The 21,094-nt window shown below is 37.7% G+C and carries 16 protein-coding genes; 6 read left to right on the forward strand and 10 right to left on the reverse strand.

Translation table 11 applies throughout. The features are described 5' to 3' along the window. The first annotated feature begins 36 nt into the window (after positions 1-36). Positions 37-1,503: an aminotransferase-like domain-containing protein gene (locus tag Gferi_RS06740; RefSeq protein WP_069974858.1), complete on the forward strand. Its 1,467-nt coding sequence runs from the start codon at positions 37-39 to the stop codon at positions 1,501-1,503. A gap of 107 nt (positions 1,504-1,610) precedes the next feature. Further along, entirely contained in the window at positions 1,611-1,745 is a 135-nt protein-coding gene (locus Gferi_RS29010; RefSeq protein WP_257785970.1) for a hypothetical protein, read from the forward strand. A gap of 96 nt (positions 1,746-1,841) precedes the next feature. Here Gferi_RS29010 and Gferi_RS06745 read toward each other — a convergent pair whose 3' ends face one another. Further along, the gene (locus tag Gferi_RS06745) at positions 1,842-2,591 is read right to left on the reverse strand and encodes a DUF2087 domain-containing protein (protein ID WP_069974859.1); all 750 of its coding nucleotides are present in this window, start codon (positions 2,589-2,591) and stop codon (positions 1,842-1,844) included. Positions 2,592-2,935: 344 nt separating this feature from the next. Here Gferi_RS06745 and Gferi_RS06750 point away from each other — a divergent pair, with 344 nt between their 5' ends. Both Gferi_RS06750 and Gferi_RS06755 read left to right on the forward strand, forming a co-directional pair. Then, on the forward strand, positions 2,936-3,295 hold the full coding sequence (locus tag Gferi_RS06750; protein ID WP_069974860.1) for a BlaI/MecI/CopY family transcriptional regulator: 360 nt from the start codon (positions 2,936-2,938) through the stop codon (positions 3,293-3,295). Beyond that, positions 3,292-5,733 carry a M56 family metallopeptidase gene (locus Gferi_RS06755; protein WP_069974861.1) on the forward strand — a complete coding sequence of 814 codons (2,442 nt, stop codon included), beginning with the start codon at positions 3,292-3,294 and terminating at the stop codon, positions 5,731-5,733. Before Gferi_RS06750 ends, Gferi_RS06755 begins: the two co-directional genes overlap by 4 nt. A gap of 202 nt (positions 5,734-5,935) precedes the next feature. On the opposite strand, the gene Gferi_RS06760 is transcribed toward Gferi_RS06755, so the two are convergent. The 9 genes from Gferi_RS06760 to Gferi_RS06800 form a co-directional block, all read right to left on the reverse strand. Continuing rightward, a complete protein-coding gene (locus Gferi_RS06760; RefSeq protein ID WP_069974862.1) occupies positions 5,936-6,589 on the reverse strand; it encodes a hypothetical protein in 654 nt (217 codons plus the stop codon). A gap of 103 nt (positions 6,590-6,692) precedes the next feature. After that, complete coding sequence (locus Gferi_RS06765; RefSeq protein WP_069974863.1) at positions 6,693-7,466, reverse strand: LuxR C-terminal-related transcriptional regulator; 774 nt, start codon at positions 7,464-7,466, stop codon at positions 6,693-6,695. Between the two features lie 161 nt (positions 7,467-7,627). Further along, positions 7,628-9,505 (reverse strand): ABC transporter ATP-binding protein, encoded by a 1,878-nt coding sequence (locus Gferi_RS06770; protein WP_069974864.1) that lies wholly within the window; start codon positions 9,503-9,505, stop codon positions 7,628-7,630. Beyond that, positions 9,502-11,691 carry an ABC transporter ATP-binding protein gene (locus tag Gferi_RS06775; protein ID WP_069974865.1) on the reverse strand — a complete coding sequence of 730 codons (2,190 nt, stop codon included), beginning with the start codon at positions 11,689-11,691 and terminating at the stop codon, positions 9,502-9,504. The genes Gferi_RS06770 and Gferi_RS06775 overlap by 4 nt, the downstream gene beginning before the upstream one ends. A 183-nt stretch (positions 11,692-11,874) precedes the next feature. Then, the gene (gene pgmB, locus Gferi_RS06780; RefSeq protein WP_069974866.1) at positions 11,875-12,519 is read right to left on the reverse strand and encodes a beta-phosphoglucomutase; all 645 of its coding nucleotides are present in this window, start codon (positions 12,517-12,519) and stop codon (positions 11,875-11,877) included. Next, positions 12,497-14,785: a glycoside hydrolase family 65 protein gene (locus Gferi_RS06785; protein WP_069974867.1), complete on the reverse strand. Its 2,289-nt coding sequence runs from the start codon at positions 14,783-14,785 to the stop codon at positions 12,497-12,499. Before Gferi_RS06785 ends, pgmB begins: the two co-directional genes overlap by 23 nt. A gap of 9 nt (positions 14,786-14,794) precedes the next feature. Next, on the reverse strand, positions 14,795-15,619 hold the full coding sequence (locus Gferi_RS06790; RefSeq protein WP_156782337.1) for a carbohydrate ABC transporter permease: 825 nt from the start codon (positions 15,617-15,619) through the stop codon (positions 14,795-14,797). Positions 15,620-15,632: 13 nt separating this feature from the next. Beyond that, entirely contained in the window at positions 15,633-16,874 is a 1,242-nt protein-coding gene (locus Gferi_RS06795) for a carbohydrate ABC transporter permease (RefSeq protein WP_069974868.1), read from the reverse strand. Between the two features lie 172 nt (positions 16,875-17,046). After that, positions 17,047-18,294, reverse strand: coding sequence for an extracellular solute-binding protein (locus Gferi_RS06800; RefSeq protein WP_069974869.1), 1,248 nt, complete (start codon positions 18,292-18,294; stop codon positions 17,047-17,049). 225 nt (positions 18,295-18,519) lie between these two features. Here Gferi_RS06800 and Gferi_RS06805 point away from each other — a divergent pair, with 225 nt between their 5' ends. Beyond that, positions 18,520-19,233, forward strand: a complete 714-nt coding sequence (locus Gferi_RS06805) for an AraC family transcriptional regulator (protein ID WP_069974870.1) — start codon at positions 18,520-18,522, stop codon at positions 19,231-19,233. A 199-nt stretch (positions 19,234-19,432) separates the two neighbouring features. After that, positions 19,433-21,079 (forward strand): BCCT family transporter, encoded by a 1,647-nt coding sequence (locus Gferi_RS06810; protein ID WP_069974871.1) that lies wholly within the window; start codon positions 19,433-19,435, stop codon positions 21,077-21,079. The last annotated feature ends 15 nt before the right edge of the window (positions 21,080-21,094 follow it).

Below are 21,094 nucleotides of genomic sequence, written 5' to 3' on the forward strand. Positions count from 1 at the left end.
ATTTCTATCCATCCAAGTTAATATGAGGAGCAGATTATGAAAACCAAATCTAGCGGAACTGTTATAATAGATTGGAAGCCTGATAAAGGCTCTGACATTACTTTAACTAAACAAATTATTGGATATCTTAAAGGACGTATAGCAAAAGGTGACTGGTTAGTTGGTCAAAAACTTCCATCCCAACGTAAACTAGCCCAGTTATTTGACGTGAACAGAAGTACGATAGCCGAATCACTATCTGAACTTTCAGCACTTGGTATTGTTGATTCTTCATTCGGAAAAGGCACAACAATAATAAATAATACCTGGTCCCTTATCTTTGCCGGTAGCACACCTGACTGGAATAATTATATTGAACATGGAATTCATAGACCTAACAATCCAACGATTCAAGCAATCAATAAATTTGAATTTTTCGAACCAATAACTAGACTGGGTACAGGCGAAATGTCTCCCGATGAGTTCCCATGCGATTTGATGGCAAGCGTACTCAAAAGAGTGTCTGATCTGAATATTTCTTATAATTATCTAGAGCCACTTGGTCTTTATGAACTTCGTGCAGGATTATGCAAGTACCTCAAAAAGTTCAATTTGTCTGTTGAACCTTCACAAGTTTTGATTGTCTCAGGATCACTCCAGGCTTTGCAGCTTATTTCGCTTAGTATATTAGGTCCAAATTCTGTTGTTCTTGTTGAAGAACCATCATATATCAAATCCCTGAGAGTATTTGACTTTTCGGGTATTACAATGAAAAATGTTCCAATGGATAAAGATGGTATACAACCATGGATGATAGATGACACGATATTGAAAAAAGGAATGTCGATTTTGTACACAATTCCAACATTTCATAATCCAACAGGAATTACTATGAGCGAAAATAGACGAAGTGAATTGCTTAGGTGGTGTAGACTTAATCAACTACCAATCATTGAGGATGATGTTTATAGAGAATTGTATTTTGATGATCCTCCTCCGTTTCCAATTAAATCAATAGATACTTCCGGAAACGTACTTTACCTTGGAAGTGTATCAAAATCATTAGCACCAGGTTTTAGAATTGGATGGATTATAGGACCTGAGTCTATTGTCGAGCGTCTGGGAGACATAAAGATGCAGACTGATTATGGTTCGAGTTCTCTTTCTCAATGGATCATGACAGAATGGTTTGCCAGTGGGTTATATGAAGTGCATATTCAGAAATTTAGAAAACAGCTAAAGAAAAGATGCTTTTTTATGCTTCGCCTGCTTGACATGTATTTTTCAGATATTGCAACTTGGAATATTCCTAAAGGCGGCTTCTATATTTGGCTGAAGATAAACAAATCTATCCCGATAGAAAAAGTTTTTCATCACGCACTGAAGGATAATATATTGATCAATCCAGGTGATATATACAGCTTTAAGAAAAATAACTGTATTCGACTTTCTTATTCTTATGCATCAAATCAAGACATGGAAGATGGATTAATAAAACTTTCCAATATTATTAGAAAAATGTAGAATTAACCCCTTACTTATGGTAGTCTATGTGCTGTATAATAGTAGCATAATGTGCAACAAGGATTATTTTATGCAACAGGAAAATACATCATTAAAGGAGGTTAAATATGCAAATTCCCTGGATTGTAGTTATAGGTCCTATTTTATTGACCTATATACTTTACAAACTTATTAAGGAGCATATCGACGAACGCTTTGAAGAATTGAAAAAATGGCTTCAAGATAATATTCAAGAAAAATAACTATTCTTTTGGCTTTCATTTAAACCGCATTCTTTAACATTATACGGAAGAAGAATTGAATAATAAAAAAAGGCATTAAGTCTGAGCCGTCCCTCCTTACTGCTTTAGCCAGTATTCTTTACAATCATCGGTTCTTTCCATAAATCCATAGTCAATCAAGTACCTTCTAATTACTGGATAATCATCATATATAGCTTTTAATATCTGATTTAACTCTTTTTCAGGATACCTTTTCCCATATTCAAATTGCTCTGCTATTTTGGTCAAGATTACAATTTTCTTCTTTTCTTTTGGAGAGAAGTCTTTTAATCTTAAGGGTGATAAACTTGCAAATGCTGTTTTCAATATCTGACTTTTTTCTTTTTCTGTTGTTAAATAACGGTCATCAACCATGGTGGCATTGCTGTGAACAGGTACTATGGCATCTTCATCTGATGACTTCTTTTCTATTACTTGTTCGTAAACAGCCAAATACATTTTTGCCTGCTTTGCTTTTTCACGAAACATAAACCTTTGGTGTCTTACCGTAGATGGTGAAACGCCAAGTCTTTTTGCAATCTCTTTGTCAGTAAGACCTGAATAGATCAACGATAATAATTCTTTTTGATTGTCCGTAAAAGCATTGTATTTAGATTCTCCATAAAGCAATTGTTTTAGATTGTCACCATGCTCCGTATCAACATGTATTTTAATTGCACGAGCTGCTTCAAAGAATCTATTATCAAATGAATAAATTTCGCCTATTTCAAATGCTTTTCCACAAGTATTGCATATATAGGCGTTGGTATTCGCATTAAATCTATAGCCCCTCTTAAGTTCTTCTACAGAAAGTTTATCAATTTCCACTTTTATCATTCCTCCAATTATGTTTATTGATTTAATAAATACATACTATATTAGTTTGTTAATATTGTCAACATATTATTATTCAACAATCATTTTAATAAAATATGCTATCCACGTTTATTAAAGTTTGTTCTAAACTTTTTTCTTTCTCTCCTCCGCTTCAAGCTCCTAGCATATGCTCATTTTAAGCGGATTAAGCTATACAAATAAATTCACTATTCTGCAGTTGTCATTCAAGATTGCAGCAGTAAATCTTATTATTTTCCTATTGACACGCAAGGTCTATTTCGATAAACTTATACTTGCAAGGTCTACTACAATAAACTTCTGGAGGTTAAATTATTATGGAACAATATAAATTATTCGATGCGGAATATAAATTTGTTAATTTAATTTGGGAAAATGAACCTATCAATTCAACTGAACTTGTAAAGCTTAGCCTTGACAAACTTGGCTGGAAAAAATCCACCACATACACAGTTTTAAGAAAACTTTGTGAACGTGGAATACTCAAAAATGAAGATGCAACGGTTTCAGCAATTATTAAGAAGGAGGATGCTCAAAAATACGAGAGTCAGACCTTAATAAAAAAAGCCTTTGATGGCTCTCTGCCACAGTTTTTAACGGCATTTTTAGGCGAAAGGAAGATTACTGAAAAGGAAGCCGAGGAGCTGAAACGTATTATAGAGGAGGCAACAAAATGACAAGCTTATTTACTACTATACTTAATATGAATATTACTGCAAGCTATGTCGTTCTTGCAGTAATTGCGATAAGGCTGCTCTTTTTTAAAAAGGCTCCTAAGATTTTCTCTTATGCACTATGGTTGCCGGTATGGATAAGACTTGTGTTCCCTTTTAGTTTTAACTCTAGCTTCAGCTTTTTAAGTTTATTAAAGCTTAATACGCAAACAAGTACAGGAACGATGGAGTATATTCCTAATAATATCGGTTTCATGCAAAATCCTGTTGTTGATGTCGGAATTCATAGAATAAATAATGCTGTGAACACATCGCTTCCACCTGCTGCACCAGCGGCGAGCGTAAATCCTATGCAAATCATAATGGGGATCGCCGGTATGATTTGGGTTATTGTCTTGTCAATTTTGCTTATCTGCAGCATTATTTCTTATTTAAAAGTAATAAATAATGTAAAAACTGCAACCCTTGTAAAAGATAATATCTTTGAAACAGATAGAATTACCGCCCCATTTGTATGCGGATTTATAAAACCTAAAATATTTATTCCTACGGGAATGCAGCCAAAGGAACTGTCTTATATTTTGGCTCATGAACAGACACACATCGAAAGATTGGATTATCTCATAAAACCTTTTGCATTTTTAGTGCTTGTTGTTCACTGGTTCAATCCTCTAATATGGTTATCCTTTGCATTAATGAGCAAGGATATGGAAATGTCCTGCGACGAAAATGTCCTTAAAAAATTGGGCAATGATATTAGAGTCAACTACTCAAATTCCCTGCTTTCGCTTTCAATAAAAAGAAGTAATTTGTTAACTGCCAGTCCTCTTGCCTTTGGCGAAAGTAATATTAAGTCAAGAATCAAAAATGTGTTAAATTATAAAAAACCGACATATTTTGTGGTCGCGGCAGCTTTCATTGTATCGCTGATATTTACGATAGGATTTATCTCCAATCCCGTCGAGAAACAAGATCTGTCATTTTTAAATGCAGAAACAGAAAAAAACATTGCAATTTCTTCTATTTATGGCGAATTCCAACTGGCTGGAAACCAGATCTCTCATCTTTTCGATTTCACAAAGTGGAAAATAAAAAATGTTCCTTCTCTTGATGAACGGCCAACATACATTAGGATTAAAGCTCCTTTTGACGGAAACTTTGAAATCAGGTTTTACGATTCGGAGCCTTCCATTGCAATGGTCATTCGTGAAGAAGAACACCGTTATTATAAAATACCGGAATCCGATTTTGAAAGCATTTATAAACTGCTGCTTGCTACGGTTTGGGCCAATGCACTTAAAACACGTGACGGACAACCGCGGTATGAGATGATGTCGGAAAAAATGAAAGAAAAATTCGAGCAGGAGCAGATTGATAGAGCCGATGAGAATTGGAATTTTAATATCGGTGTTTCCAGTCCCTGGGTCGTCGATTTCGAGGTTAAACTTGACGGTGCAAATGCGAATATTACTTATCTAACAATGACCAGTGAGCCTGCATACTACAACAGGATGGAAACACTCACTTTCGGCAAAGAAAAGGGGAAACTTGTGGTTGCCGGCTATCAAACTGTCTATGAAGACAAATTGATCGAAAACAATATAGTAAACGCTTTATCTAACACTACCGATACAGCTGCTGCAATAGAACGCTATCTTCAAATCATTCTGTCCTCACCCGGCACATCATCTAATCCTTACGATTATATTAAAGCTCACCAGAATGAGTATGAAAATATATTAAAAATGGGTGATGATGCGCTTAATTATTTACTTGCCCAGTTTGAAAAAAGCAGTAACCATAATGGCCTTAGAGATCATATTATAATGGCGCTTTGCAAAGATCTTTTGGGGCATAGAAACAATGTAACGGATGAAAGCCTGTCACCTCAGGATTGGTTTTCAGAGCTCTCACCCTATGCAGAAACAAAGCTGCCGGATTTCAAAGAGAATTTTTCTAATGAGATAGAACAGCTTGTTTATGATGCAGCAATTGAACAATATTCCCGATCCGATGCCGGATTTACTGTTGTTGCGCCTACAATATTCGGCAGCTATGAGGAAGGAAATAAGCTTAAAGTTTTTGTAACTGTTTTCAGCAACAGATATAAACTTTATGATAAGACGCTCTCCGAGGTAGGTGGGAGTGTTATTCCAGCAGCAATTACTTATACAAAAAAAGAGAATGGCCGCTATACATTAGATGAATACTTGGAAGCTATGGACGGCTCATATTTTTTACAATCCATAAAGGAATATTGTATAATGCCAGTGTCTAAAAAAGAAATAAAGGGACTTTATGATAAAATTTTAGATGATTATAGCAGCAACGAAAGCCGTTCAGAATTGCTGATGAAAAATCTTATTGATCATCTTAAATCTAACAACCAGAAAGATATTATTCTAAGACAGGCAACAGGCGAGATCATGCCATTAATATAAAGGTTTATCCATCCCACAAGGACATATGGTGATTATTTGGGAAATCACAAGCCTGTCCCGGGCGATTGCACCTGCAAAAAAGCTGCTACGGCTTCAAAGTTGAAATTGATGCAATTGCTGCTGCCTTTGCAGGAAATAAAACAAACCCTTCCCATGCTGCAAGCCGGGAAGGGTTTGTTTCGCCCATTAAAAAGACAGATTATTATTCAAAACGAATGGAATCCAAAATTGTATCAATTTCTGCTTTACTTTCATCATCAAAATAAGTGACGATAAAGTTCAGTGCATAGTCTTTCATGATAGAAGTGTGATATTTCTGCATGATTTTCATATCTCCTATTTCTACAACAGCTTCCATGATATCAAAATCTTTTCCGCCAATTTTCTCGGTATAAATTTCTTTGTCAAATTTGTAAGGCATCTGGCTTTCAGTCATCATATTTTTTGCTGACTCCAGATAATCTTCACCGGTCTTTACGCCTTGTAAAAAGCTCAGCTTTTCCGCATTACAAATAATACTGGGATTAATAGGCTGTTGCTGCTCCGGTGGATATTTAAATGCCATTACAAAATTAAGCGTTTTTTCATCTCCAAGATCCAGCTGTTTTTTCTTTTTCTCATCATCCCCTGCAGCAATTTCTTTACCTATCTCCATGATCTCATTCATGGCTTCTGCATCTTGTATAGACCACGCCTCAGATACTTGCATTTCTAAACCAAAATAATCGTTTTTGTAAGTACCTTTATCCATTACACCTAAGTCAACCTTAGCAGTAGGAGATGCACCTCCACAAGCAGTTAAAAAGCTTAGAACTACAATCACTACTGCTGATAATAATACTGCTTTCTTTTTCATACTACACCTCTTCTTATAAGTTTATTAACAAGTGCAATTTTCACTCGCCAACATATCTTACCATATCTTCCTGTTATCTCCTACCTATAGTTTTCTATAGTATCTATGGTTTTGAAGAGATCAAATGAAGTTGCAACGCTTTTGACACAGCTTCAATACTAGACTGAACGCCTAGTTTATCAAAAATTATTTTTTTATGATGATTAACGGTACATTCCTTAATGCAGAGTTCTGTAGCGATAGATTTTCCTGTATGGCCCTGCGAAACAAGATTTATTATTTCTATTTGACGTTTTGTAAGCCTCAGAGAGTTCGAACCAGTCTCTTTATGCCTTATCCGCTTTTTATAACTGTTTAGTAAATGATCCGGCAATATTTTCGTAATCGCTATGAGCTCTTTTTTCATTTCTATATCAATGGTTGAGACGTCAAGATATCCAATAATCTCTTTATTTATTATCAGAGGAGTGGAAAAACAATACCAGGATTTAAAGATATGGCAATAATGCTGCTCAGGCTGTATGTATACAGGCTTGTTCATATCCATTGCCAAAGAGATTGCATTGGTACCGCAGCTCTCTTCTGAAAAAAATATGCCAAGTTTTATCGGCAGCTGGGTAATCTGTTTTTCAATGTTTTTGCTGCAATCAAGGGATAGCAATATCCCCTGAGCATCGGTCAATAAAAATAAAAATGATCCTGTGAGATACTCTTTGATTTCTGAAATACAATTATCAAAAGTTGCAATAAGTAATTTATTATTACTATGGATGGTACCAAACTGCTCATTTGATACATGCATTTTCGGAGATGGGATATGTTTACATAACCCCTGACTACTGCAACGGTTCCATGAAGAAAGAATAAGCTTGTTCATTATGGTGTCCCCCTTGTATAGCTTCTGCAGTTCAAATATTTTACTGTATTATCGTTAAGCATGGCTAAATACCACTAACTATTGGTATCGGAAGATTTACAAATTCGCATAATAGTCTTATTTTACCATTCAGTCTATTGCTTTGAAAATATGTATTTCAATTATGAGACATCGCCAATATCAAACTGACTAAGATAAAGTGATGCATAGAACCCCTTGGCGGCTAATAATTCTTTATGATTACCCTGCTCTATGATATCCCCGTCTTTCATAACCAATATGAGATCCGCATCCCTTATGGTTGACAATCTGTGTGCGATGATAAAGCTGGTTCTGTCTTTCATCAGATTTTCCATGGCTTTTTGTATTAAAACCTCTGTACGGGTATCTACGGAACTGGTAGCTTCATCCAGTATTAGTATTTTAGGATTGGCTAAAATTGCCCGGGCAATGGTCAATAATTGCTTTTGTCCTTGAGATATGTTGCTGACCTCTTCGTTTAATTCCATATGATATCTATTGGGTAAGGTCTTTACGAAACTGTGGACATGGGCCAACTTAGCAGCTTCAATCACTTCCTCATCACTGGCAGTAAGTCTTCCATAGCGGATATTATCCATGATTGAACCGTTAAACAGCCAAGTATCTTGAAGGACCATTCCAAATATGTTCCGTAAATCTCCTCGCGTAAAATCTTTTATATCATGACCATCTATCCGGATCGCACCCCTATTGATATCATAAAAACGCATTAACAGCTTCACGATTGTAGTCTTCCCCGCACCTGTTGGGCCTACAATAGCAACCTTCTGGCCTGACTTAATGTGCGCTGAGAAATCATTGATGATAATCTTATCAGGATTGTATCCAAAGTGAACATGCTCAAATGTGACTTCTCCCCTAACCTTATCAAGCTGGGCCGGATTTGATGTTTCTGCAATTTCTTCCCGTTCATCCAAAAATTCAAAAACTCTTTCAGCGGCAGCCGCTGTTGATTGAAGCACATTAGATACTTGCGCTACTTGGGATATTGGCTGTGTAAAGTTTCTGACATATTGTATAAAAGCAAGAATATCTCCAACTTCAATTGTTTTCTTTATAGCAAGCCAGCCGCCAAGGATGGATACAATAACATATCCAAGATTCCCGACAAACTGCATGATTGGCATCATGATTCCAGATAGAAATTGAGACTTCCATGCAGAATCATACAAATTATCATTAAGCTTTTCAAATTCCTCAATAGCATCTTTTTCTCCATTAAAGGCTTTCATTACAATATGTCCGCCATAAATCTCTTCCACATGTCCATTCACATGTCCCAAATATTCTTGCTGCTGTTTAAAATATTTTTGTGATTTCTTCACTACCCCTGCTATCAATCCTGTCGATACAGGCAGGATCAAGAGTGCAGCCAACGTCATTTGCCAGCTTATAGATAACATCATAATCAATACGCCAATGATGGTTGTCACTGCCGTTATGATTTGCGACATGCTTTGATTTAATGTCTGGCTCACGGTATCCACATCATTGCTAACCCTTGATAAAACCTCTCCATGATTGATTTTATCAAAATAATTGAGGGGCATGCGGTTAATTTTTTCTGAGATTTCCTTCCTCAAATTGAATGAAACTTTTTGCGCCACGCCTGCCATGATATACCCCTGTATAAATGTAAACATTGCACTTGCTAAATATAATCCCATCAACAGAATAATAATACTGCCAATATAATCAAAGTCAATGGCAGCTCCCGGAACTCCCATGATTTTATTCATAAGCCCTTCAAAAAGTCTGGTTGTAGCTTTCCCCAATATCTTAGGCCCAACAATTGAAAATCCTGCACTTCCTAATGCAAAAATGATCACAATCATAATAGACAGGTTATAAGGTTTTATATATTTCATTAATTCCTTCATTGTGCCTTTAAAATTTTTTGCTTTTTCGACTTGTCCCATGGAGCCGCCCCCCATGCGTCCGCCGCCAAGCCCTCCTGGACCAGCAGTTTTTCTATTTTCTTTTCTTTTATCGCTCATGATGAAAGTTCCTCCTTTGAAAGCTGCGATAGGGCAATTTGTTTATAGACCTCGCAAGTTTTTAGCAGCTCTTGGTGAGTGCCAATACCTGCAATCTTTCCTTCATCAAGGACAATAATCTTATTGGCATTCATAATGGTGCTGATTCTTTGGGCAACAATCAAAACAGTACTTTCTGCTGTTTCCATCTTCAATGCTTTACGTAATGCTGCATCCGTCCTAAAATCAAGTGCAGAAAAACTATCATCAAAAATATATATTTCAGGCTTTCTAATAAGTGCACGAGCAATGGCCAGTCTCTGTTTCTGGCCTCCTGATACATTGGTGCCTCCCTGAGAGATCTCTTTATCGAAACCCTCCTGCGCAGTTTTTATAAAGTCCATCACTTGAGCTATTTCCGCTGCCTTCCTTAATTCCTCTTCCGTTGCTGCTTTATTGCCATATTTGATATTGCTTTCTATCGTACCGGAGAATAATACGCCATTTTGAGGTACATAACCAATCTTTTCCCGCAGCGCATGCTGGGATACCTCTCTTATATCAATACCATCTATTAAAATTTCTCCCTCTGAAACATCATAAAAACGGGGAATCAGGTTTATAAGGGTTGTTTTTCCGCTGCCTGTGCTTCCTATAAAGGCAGTTGTTTCTCCAGGCTTTGCTGTAAAGTTAATGTTTGACAGCACATCCTCTTCTGCCCCCGGATATTTGAAAAAAACATTCCTAAATTCAATAAATCCTTTGATATCCGCTGGAAATTGCTTTGGTTCCCTGAGATCTCGGATGGCAATTTCGGTATCCAATACCTCTGCCAGCCGCTGTGCTGAAACAGATGCACGGGGAAACATGATAGATACCATGGAAATCATTAAAAAAGCCATAATAATCTGCATGGTGTATTGTATAAATGCCATCATGTCTCCTACCTGCATATTGCCTGAATCAATCTGATGCGCGCCTATCCATACAATCAAAAGCGTTATAGCATTCATGATCAGCATCATCATGGGCATCATCAAACTCATTAAGCGGTTAACAAATAATGATGTCCTAGTTAAATCCTGATTTGCATAGTCAAATTTCTGCTCTTCATATTTTTCATTGTTAAATGCACGGATGACCAATATCCCAATTAAAGACTCACGGGTTACAAGATTCAATCTGTCTATCAGCTTTTGCATATTCTTAAATTTGGGAATAGCAATGCCAAACAGCACGACTACCAATGTAAGAATAGCCACTACTGCTATTGCTATGATCCAACCCATAGAGGTATTCGTATTCAGTACCTTAATCATTCCCCCTATGCCTAGAATCGGTGCATAGAATACAATTCTAAGAAGCATTACCATAAGCATTTGTATCTGCTGGATATCATTTGTACTTCTCGTAATCAATGAAGCTGTTGAAAATTTATCGAATTCTGAATTGGAGAAACCGATTACTTTTTTAAAACCATCATTTCTGAGGTTTTTACTATGTCCCGCCGCTACTCTTGCAGCGAGCAAACCCACAATTACCGACGCCGCTGCACTCAATAAAGCAATAAGAAGCATCTTAAGTCCCGTAATAATAATATAATTTGTTTGAAGTTTATTCGTATTCACACCTATTGTCTGATACTCCTTTTGAATAAAGAGAACTGCCGATTGCGTAATCATACTTTCGGGGATATTTCTAAACTTCTCATCGATCTCCTCTATCATCGCTCTTATTTGTTCTTCCGGCATTTTTGAAAGGACCGTAAATACATCTGAATTTCCCCATTCCTTTTCAATTCCACTTACAATCATGATTGCTTTGCCAAGTATCGGATTTAATCTATCAGCTACTTTTTGATCCTTCGTATTCAGCATGTAAAGAGGCTCCTGATCAAGCAGTGGATAATTTTTAAGATGAAGCTCCAAATCCCTTGGAGAAAGCCTTGTCTTATCTAAAAGAAGGTAATTTTCTTCCACCTTCTCCAAATCCCCTGCATTGATAAAGATTTTAAGCTTATCCAACTCATCTTTACGAATAATCGTTGGCACTGCATTGCCTATACCTCCCTGTTGAATCCCTACATTAACAATACGCGCCGTGTAATCAGGAAGCGCTAAATCACTTATAGCTTGGATGAATAATAGTCCTATTATTAAAACAATTGATATTGCAAATGGTTTTAAATATTTAATAATCTTTAGCATTTGTATATCTCCTTCTAATACTTTTAATCTATCTTAATTTAACCAAAAAAGTCCATCACCATTAATATTATAGATATAAATTGCTATCTTTTGATAATGAATGCTTATTGAATGAAAGTGCAGCAGACATAAAAACAACCACCGTGATTCATAATCAACGGCGGTTGTTTAAAATAAGGGGAGTCATGCTATGATACCCAAATCAATCTCAGCAATGCTTCCAAAAACAACATCTGCTTCCTTCAATACTTCTGCATCTCCAATGCCTATAGCATACATCCCTGCAGCTTTTATGGCCTCGACTCCGGCTACAGCATCTTCTACACCTATACACTCCGAAGGTTTGACCCCTAAGGCACTTGCTGCCTTTAAAAAAATGTCTGGAGCCGGCTTTCCTCTTTTCACATCGCCCGGATCAACGATATAGTCTATATACGGTTCCAGTGCCATTGCACTGATCAATGCAGGTGCATTGTGCGATGCACTGCCTATGGCTATTTTAATGCCCTTTCCTCTCAAATACTCAAACATCTCCACCACGCCCTCAAATACATTGGCAGGAGTAAACTGACTGATTAGCTGTTTATAATATTCATTCTTGCAAAAACATAATTTTTCCATCTCTTCTTTCGAATATTTATCCAGTATGCCGCCATACTTTAGAATGATTTTTAAGGATTCTTCCCTTGAGACACCTTTTAGGGATTCGTTCACCGTGCTGTCAATTTCCACACCAATCATGTATGCCACTGCTTTCCATGCTTGAAAATGCTGCCTACTTGTTTCTGTGATCACACCATCCAAATCAAATATTACAGCTCTGATCATCTCTTTTCAGTCCTTCTAAAGGAATTTTCAATACTTTCTCCAATTCATATTGTCGTCCGTAGACTTTTAGCTGAAGTTTTTCACCTTCCAAAAGCTCTATTTCCAGGTAATCTGTAACTTTTACACACAGCTTTCGACCTCTGTATATCAGCCTAAACCCATATCCACTCCAATTTTGAGGGCACCAGGGTGATAAGGCAATACCTTCATTCTTTATACGATATCCTGCAAATCCAAAGATAACAGATAAGGCGGTGCCTCCTAAATTGGCTATATGCAGGCCATCCTTTGTATTTCCGTGGGTATTGTCCAAATCCAACCGTACAGTCTCCATGAAATAGTCATAGGCTTTCTCATAATAGCCGCACTTCGAAGCCATAATCCCATAGATACAGGATGACAATGAAGAATCATGGGTAGTAACTTTTTCGTAATAATCAAAGGCATTTCTTATAGACGCTTCTTCTGAAAAATCTTCCAGAAGAAAATGAGCCAATACCGTATCTGCCTGTTTGATCACTTGATAACGATAAATCGTTAAAGGATGATAGTACAGCAGCAATGGATATTTCTCCTCCGGCGTCCCTTCAAAATCCCATAGCGCCTTATCTAAAAAAGCATCATCCTGCTTATGGATTTTTAACACCTCATCATAGGGTAAATACATGTTTTGAGATGCTTCAATCATCTCGTCAATTTCAGTCTCAACCATCTGTATCTTCCTGGTGATTTCCTCAAGAATTTGAGGATTTTCCAGCTTTAGCATCTCGTAAAACTTCACTGCCCACTCCATATTGTATCGTGCCATTGCATTGGTGTAATAGTTATTGTTAACGATGCAGGAATACTCATCAGGACCGGTGACATTGTGGATCATGAATTTCCCGTCGTGGAAATGTCCAACATCCAACCATAGTCGGGCTGTCTCAAAAATCACCTCTGCACCATAGCGACAAATAAAGTCTAAATCTTCATGCTGTAGATAATGTTGAATGAATCCATAAGCAATATCGCCATTAATATGATACTGTGCTGTTCCTGCGGGAAAGAAAGTAGAGCACTCTCTTCCTGCGATGGTTCGCCACGGATATTTCACCCCTCTTTTATGCCCCAGAATCCGAGCCTCTTTCCTAGCATGATCTAAGATACTATGGCGATAAATCAATAGTTTTTCAGCGATTTCCGGCTGTACCAACTGCAGCACCGGCAATATATAAATCTCTGTGTCCCAGAAATAATGCCCCTCATATCCTTCGCCTGTCAAGCCTTTTGCAGCAATGTTTGTCAATCCGTCTTTTCCCACCGACTGAAGCAGTTGAAACAGACTAAAGCGTACTCCTTGCTGAATTAAATCATTCCCATATATCTGAATATCAGAATGATGCCAAAAATTCTCCAAATACAGCCTTTGTATTGCCAAATGCTCATCAAAGGATCGTATCGAATGTTTTTTGATGATGTCCAATATACGATGCAGTACAGGTTCTTGATTGTGCCTACTGTGGGAGTATGCAGCATATTTAGTCAGAGTCATCCTTCCATTGGTTGAATAAACTGCACGCATTTTTGGCTCCTGCTCACCCGCTATCTCTACAAAAGCATCTTTCTCTGAACAATGGTGATACACAGCGCAGCCTACCTCATAATCTGTCTGTTTTGTTCTTGCTGTTATGATCATATATCGGCCATCGATAAGGTTGCTGCTTTTCCAATCCAACAGTTTGGCATGTTCCCCAACCCGTGGGTCGAAAGCATCTGTATAGTTGCTCACCTCGCCGTTCATATAAGATTTAACCAATATTTCTCCCTCATACTTTATTTTAACTTCTATTGCAAACAGTTCCTTGATCTGAAAGGAAACCATTCTCCGAAACCTTATGGAAGCACTTTTTCCCTTCTGCGTTTGATATTCAAAGGAACGCTCAGCATATCCTTCATCAAAATAAAGGGTTCGTTTATAATTGACATGATTACCATTAAAGAGGGATACACACTCTCCATCTAAATAGATCTCTATGGTCTGCACATCCATGAGATTTGGCATCTTTTCCTGCATCTCAGGGAATCCAAACAGCTTTTCACTGTACTTCGCCTCTACTAAATCATAGAAACCGTTGATATAGGTTCCTCGAATGCTGGTGTAATGTTGAGGATAGCCTTCCTCAAAACAACCTCTTATTCCAAGATAACCATTAGCAAGGGTATAAAGGCTCTCCTCAACGGGTAAAACGGTAAGATCAAGAGATGAACTTTCTAATTTCCACATAGCTGTCTTCTACTCCTTCACGGCACCAGATGTAAGTCCAGATATAATCTGACGCTGAAATAATATAACAATAATTAAGGTTGGGATGGTTACTACCACAGTAGCGGCTGTGACCTGCCCCCAAAAGATTTGAAATTGCCCTCTTAAGAAAGTAATGGCAACTGTAGCTGTATGATAGCTGCTGTCTGGGTTCAATGTCAAAGCAAGTAAAAACTCATTCCATACAGAAATAAAAGTAATAATCGCCGATGTAAAAATACCGGGCAGCGCCAATGGTAAGATAATGTTCGTAAAAGTCTTCATTTTGGATGCTCCATCTATTTTGGCAGACTCCTCCATTTCCTTCGGTACCTTGTTAAAATGGGTTACCAGTATGTAAATAGCCACAGGAAGTGCGATCATGGAGTAGGGAAGGCTAATGAAGTAGGAATTGGTCCAATTCAATTTGACAAAGGCTTGATAGATTGGACCTACTACAGTCATTTGAGGAAACATAGAAGTAGCCAGCACGACAGCCAATAACAGCCGTTTCCCCCAAAATTTAAGCCTCGCAATGGCATAGGCAGCGATCGCAGCTATAATGGTAACATACATCGTAGTGATCGAAGAAATAATTAAACTATTTTTTAATGCGTTTAAGATATTGCCTCTGAATAGTGCTTCATAATGCTCAAGGGTAGGCTGATCTGCCAGAATTTTGAAAGCACCGGAACCCCATATCTCACTCTCAGGTTTCAGGGAGGTCAGAAATACCCAAATAAACGGAAATATAATGATTAATAAATATAAGACAATCGCAGCTGCTAAAAGTCGCTCTGTTTTTTTGTTTATCACAGTACTTCACCTCCTAATCAGATATGAGTTGAATATCCAAAAATTTGATATATAAGTAAGAAATCACACCTACACAAAGGGCCATGATCAGAATAATGGCTGCCCCATAGCCAAATCGTGTTTGAGCGAACATTACTTTATAGGCATAAATAGAGATAGACTCAGTAGTCCCTCCAGGTCCACCACCAGTTAATACCCATATCAAATCAAAAATTCTAAATGCATCCAATGTTCTAAAGAGAAGTGCTACCAAAATAGATGGTTTCAGCAACGGCAGGGTAATATGCATAAACTGCCTCCATTTCCCAGCACCGTCCAACATGGCAGATTCATACAAACTATCGGGAATCACTTGCAGTCCAGCCAGCAATAGTAATCCAAAATAGGGTGTTGTCTTCCAAACATCTGCAAAAATAATAGACCACAGGGCACTGGTGCTTGTTAACATCAGATCTGTTGATTGACCAATAATCCCAACGCGCTCTAAAATAAGCGCCACAATCCCACTGGACCCATTATACAGATATGCCCACATCAGGGCTGCTACTGCAGTCGGGATTGCCCATGGTATTAGTGAAAAAGTCCTTATCCATCCCCTTCCAACCATGGCCTTATTCATAATCAGTGCCAGTATTAAGCCAAAAACAAATTCCATTCCAACAGAAACCAATGTGAAAAACAATGTAACCATAATCGTTTGCCATATTCTTGGATCTTTTAAGACTGTTTGGAAATTTCCAAGACCAGTATAGTTTGCTGGAATGATCGATGTATCCAGTTCTGAAGCCACCAGCATTATATCTTCCCGAAGATCAAAGGTGTCATCTGTTTGATAAAGGCCATTCAGACTGGCAATAACCTTATCCGATGCCTTCACTAACAGCTCATGCTCCTCTCCATTGATTGGAACAATCCCCTCTTTCCCCGGAAACATAGCTTGAATCTCTTCATAGGTTTCAAGAATCATCTGCTGGGTATCACTAATTTTTTCTTTGGTACTGCCTAAGCTTACAGTATCTTTTTCTATTTCCAAATAGTAATCAATATAATCAAAGGTTTCATGCATGAGTTTTAAGTTATACTGTTCAGAAAAGTATAAGCCTGACTTTTGTTGGTCATTTAACTGAAAATCAAAGAATGAATACTTGGTCGACTGGGCAACTGGCCATAATGAGAATAGTATGATGAAGATAAGTGCAGGTATTACCAAAACGTAGCCTAGATGATGATCCAACCATGCAGTAATTTTTCTCATGAAAACAACTCCTATAATCAAATCTAATAAAAAGAGCGTCGACGACAGCAAAGCTGTCTGAGCACCTTCCTGAAGGCGGCAGGGGATTTTTCATCCCCTACAACCCCTATTTTTTATATAATAGAAAAGCTTTGGCGATTTTCACCAACCAAAGCTTTTATTGAATTCCTCATTATTGCTGTAGTTTTTCTTGAATGCTTTTCACCGCATCCTCCAGCTTTCCATTTCCAGATAAAAATTCATGGGCTTTTAATTGAATTACGTCTGAAACCTCTGAATAATTCGCTACTACAGGTCTCGCAATCGTGCTTTGCAGCGCTTTCTGGAATGCTTCATCAGTTAACAGCGCATTTGCTTGCAATACTTGCGAATCTTTCATTAGCGCGTTATAGCCTGGAAGGTAACTGCCAACAGTTGCATTGATTGTTTGCCCTTCAGGTCCTGCAAGAAATGCTAAGAATGCTTTTGCACCCTCCATATTTTTTGAATTTACATTGATCCCTAAAATCCAACCCCCTACAGTCCCGCCGTTAGGCAGTGCAGCATAACCTATTTTATCCGTACCGACCGTATAATCACCTGATGCAGCCATTCCATTCATATAAGGCCAGTTTCTGCCAAAAACCGATTCTCCATTTAAGAACGCATTATGGGTTTCCCCTTCTGTATAAACCAAAATATTATCCGGTGTTACTTTAGAATCCGTAAATGCCTTCATCATCTTCAGACCATTTTCCAGGTCCGTCCAGTTGTTTGTAAATTCATTTACATTACAAGTAAGTCCTTCATACTGGCTGGATTGATAGACATAACTGTATTTCGTGCCGCCTTTTCCAGCGTACTTTTCTGCCATTGCAAACAAGTCCTCGTATGTATAATCAGCGCCGGCAAGTTTTTGAGCATCTTCTTCCGAAACAATATCTTTACGATAGTATAAGAATCCTAAATCTGAAAAATAAGGTAAGGCATAGTGCTTTCCTTTATATTTTCCTGAGGATATTGAACCAGCATTAAAATCTGCAGGCTTCCATCCAGCGTCCTTAATGAAGGTATCTAAGGGCTCCAGGTATCCAGCTGCTGCAAATTCCCCTGCCCATACTACGTCCATGGAAATCACGTCATATTCTCCAGACTTGCTGGATAATGAATTAACAATTTGATCATGCATATTTCCAGAGTCATTTGTAAGGATAATGGCTTCCACTTCATACTGCTCACTTTTTTGATTAAATGCCGTTACAATACTCTCAAGAGCTTTGGTGCTATCCGCTTGAACTGCAAATTTAACCTTCGTTTTTTCGACGCTTGGCTCACTGGCTGCAGGTGCTTCCGTACTCGGTGTCTTACTCGTACATCCTGCAAATGCCAACATAGACAGGACTAACACCATAATTAGAAACATGGATACACTTCTTTTCATTTATGCTCCCCCTTTTTTAATGATCTTCTATCACCTTGGGGATCAAGTGTCAAGCCATAAACCCGTCTCGCCACCCGTAAACGCCCAAGTATCGGTTCTTTAACCCCTTTTGAAAACGTTATCAAAGGAATCGTTATATTGACATTGTAAACGATTTTTCATACGATAATAATAGAATTTTTATATTATTAACAATATTTTAAGGTAACTCTTAGGAGGTTGTTCATGCCCAATTCATTCCTCTTTAAAAAAATGGAGAATCTTCATTGCGATTATCGTCATCCGTCCTATTATCTTGAGCGTAAGCTCATCAATGAAATCAAACGGGGTGTAGAGAAGCAAGCTTTGGAAACATTAGACATCATAAATTCTACTGAGCGGGCAACACTGGCAGATAATCCCTTAAGGTCACTTAAGAATTCTCTGATAGCAAGCTGTGCACTCTTTTCCAGAGCCGCGGTGGAAGCAAACGTTCACCCGGAAGATGTCTTTTCTCAAAGTGATGTATTTATTTTGGAAATTGAAAAATTCAATAATATTAAAGAACTGCAATCCTTTGAGTATCATATGGTTAGAACCTTTATCAAAATGATTAATCAAGAGAGGATACGTTCTTACTCTTTGCCCATCACCCGTATGATCAATTACATCCATGAACACATTACAGAAAAAATATCCCTGAATCAGCTTGCGCAGTTAACACAAAAATCCGCAGCATACTTATCTGCGGAATTTAAAAATGAAGTCGGACTCAATGTCACAGAATATATCCAATTGAAAAAAATAGAAACCTCTAAGGATTTTCTTGAACTCACCAATATGAGTATCCATGAAATCGCCATGCTGTTTAATTTCTGCAATACAGCTTATTATGCCAGTGTCTTTAAAAAACATATGGGTATGACGCCCAGTGTTTACCGTTCCAAACGAAATTTATAAAGCCTTCCAATAGGTCTTACAGTCAAACCTAATCCAGGTGGAATTTACATTCCGCCTGGATTAGGTTTTTTATTTTTAATTAGGCCAAAATAAACCTTTCATTTCCTGATATCTTTTTCGTAATTGTTCATACTAACTATAGATATTGAAAAAATATTAAATAAAATTACTCATACAGGTTATGAAGAGGTGTTCAAAAATGAATAATGACATCAATAAACAGCAGGATGATTTAGCCAAAAAACTAGAGAAAAAGCTATACAGCCGAAATTATACTAAATTTGGTTTAGATCTAAATCCTGTGGTTTCCATTGTCGCAGGTGTTTTTATATTGGCATTTTCGCTATATGCACTTTTAAATTTAGAGCATGCTAATACCGTTTTCGAAAACGTAAAAAACTGGATTATCACCCAGGGAGATTGGGTCTTTATCCTATCCAGCAATTTTTTTATTGTTGTTTGCCTATATCTGGCACTTTCAAGGCTGGGAAATGTACGAATCGGCGGCGTAGGAAGTGAAGCTGAGTTTTCTAATTTTGCGTGGTATTCTATGCTGATATCTGCTGGAATGGGTATTGGACTTATGTTCTGGGCGGTTGGAGAACCCTTGTATCATGCTGAATTCACTCCCATTTTCGAAAGTTCAAATCCAAATTATTCGGCCATGGCAACTACTTTCTTTCATTGGGGCTTTCATCCTTGGGGTATTTATACACTGATTTCCTTAGCTCTGGCATTTTTCGCCTATAACAAAAAATTGCCCCTTTCCTTGCGCTCTGTGTTTTATCCATTGCTTAAGGATAAAGTTTTTGGTATTGCAGGAGATCTCATCGACACCCTTGCAGTACTGGCTTGTTTGTTTGGACTGGCTACCTCCCTGGGTCTCGGCGTGCAACAGATTAACAGCGGGATGAATTATTTATTCGGCATCCGTTTTAGTGTTATCGTTCAAGTTATACTCATTGTTATTATTACATCCATGGCTACCTTATCTGTTGTCTCCGGTTTAGATAAAGGAGTTAAGTTTTTATCTACCTTGAATATAAGACTCGCTGCCATCTTTATGACTATTATCTTTATCCTTGGCCCGACGGCTTATATCATCAGATTATTTTCTAATTCCCTGGGGCTCTATCTAAATAATTTCATTCTGGCTTCCTTTCGTATATCTGTAAAAGATCAAGCATGGCAAGGCAGCTGGTCTGTGTTTTATCTCGCATGGTGGATTTCCTGGTCCCCATTTGTCGGGATGTTTATTGCCCGAATATCTAAAGGAAGAACCATACGAGAATTTATTTTAGCTGTATTGTTGATTCCCTCCCTCTTGTCTTTTATTTGGTTATCTGTTTTCGGTGGTACAGCGATATATATTAATGAATCATCTAATGGTGCTTTATTTGATGTAGTGCAGGATAACCTTCCGGTGGCATTATTCGAAATGATCAGTTATCTGAATATGCCCTTTTTAGCCGGGGTACTAAGAGTTCTTTTATCCATTCTAGGTACCCTACTCGTTATTTCCTTTTTCGTAACCTCAAGCGATTCAGGTTCATTAGTCGTTGACAACATTACTTCTGGAGGACGCCTTGATTCTCCTGTAACCCAAAGAATTTTCTGGGCCTGTATGGAAGGTTTTGTAGCTGCAGTACTGCTTCTAATCGGTGGGGAAAGAGGACTTTCAACACTGCAGACTGCAGTAATCAGTACCGGCCTGCCGTTTTCAATCATATTAACGGTTATGACCATCTCTTTGATAGAAGGTATCCATACTTCTCATAAAAAACAAAAGAGAATCAGAGATATTCATCATCATGAAAAGATGATGAACCTTCTAAAAAGAAAGTGATTTTTAAAAAAATTA

The organism is Geosporobacter ferrireducens (genome assembly GCF_001750685.1).
Taxonomy (GTDB): domain Bacteria; phylum Bacillota; class Clostridia; order Peptostreptococcales; family Thermotaleaceae; genus Geosporobacter; species Geosporobacter ferrireducens.

Excerpts from the sequence above, each read along its gene's own strand:
- Gferi_RS06800 (WP_069974869.1), bottom strand. The coding sequence starts at position 18,294 with ATGAAAAGAAGTGTATCCATGTTTCTAATTATGGTGTTAGTCCTGTCT.
- Gferi_RS06755 (WP_069974861.1), top strand. The coding sequence starts at position 3,292 with ATGACAAGCTTATTTACTACTATACTTAATATGAATATTACTGCAAGC.
- Gferi_RS06765 (WP_069974863.1), bottom strand. The coding sequence starts at position 7,466 with ATGAACAAGCTTATTCTTTCTTCATGGAACCGTTGCAGTAGTCAGGGG.
- Gferi_RS06770 (WP_069974864.1), bottom strand. The coding sequence starts at position 9,505 with ATGAGCGATAAAAGAAAAGAAAATAGAAAAACTGCTGGTCCAGGAGGG.
- pgmB (WP_069974866.1), bottom strand. The coding sequence starts at position 12,519 with ATGATCAGAGCTGTAATATTTGATTTGGATGGTGTGATCACAGAAACA.
- Gferi_RS06740 (WP_069974858.1), top strand. The coding sequence starts at position 37 with ATGAAAACCAAATCTAGCGGAACTGTTATAATAGATTGGAAGCCTGAT.
- Gferi_RS06775 (WP_069974865.1), bottom strand. The coding sequence starts at position 11,691 with ATGCTAAAGATTATTAAATATTTAAAACCATTTGCAATATCAATTGTT.
- Gferi_RS29010 (WP_257785970.1), top strand. The coding sequence starts at position 1,611 with ATGCAAATTCCCTGGATTGTAGTTATAGGTCCTATTTTATTGACCTAT.
- Gferi_RS06810 (WP_069974871.1), top strand. The coding sequence starts at position 19,433 with ATGAATAATGACATCAATAAACAGCAGGATGATTTAGCCAAAAAACTA.
- Gferi_RS06805 (WP_069974870.1), top strand. The coding sequence starts at position 18,520 with ATGCCCAATTCATTCCTCTTTAAAAAAATGGAGAATCTTCATTGCGAT.
- Gferi_RS06785 (WP_069974867.1), bottom strand. The coding sequence starts at position 14,785 with ATGTGGAAATTAGAAAGTTCATCTCTTGATCTTACCGTTTTACCCGTT.
- Gferi_RS06795 (WP_069974868.1), bottom strand. The coding sequence starts at position 16,874 with ATGAGAAAAATTACTGCATGGTTGGATCATCATCTAGGCTACGTTTTG.
- Gferi_RS06750 (WP_069974860.1), top strand. The coding sequence starts at position 2,936 with ATGGAACAATATAAATTATTCGATGCGGAATATAAATTTGTTAATTTA.
- Gferi_RS06760 (WP_069974862.1), bottom strand. The coding sequence starts at position 6,589 with ATGAAAAAGAAAGCAGTATTATTATCAGCAGTAGTGATTGTAGTTCTA.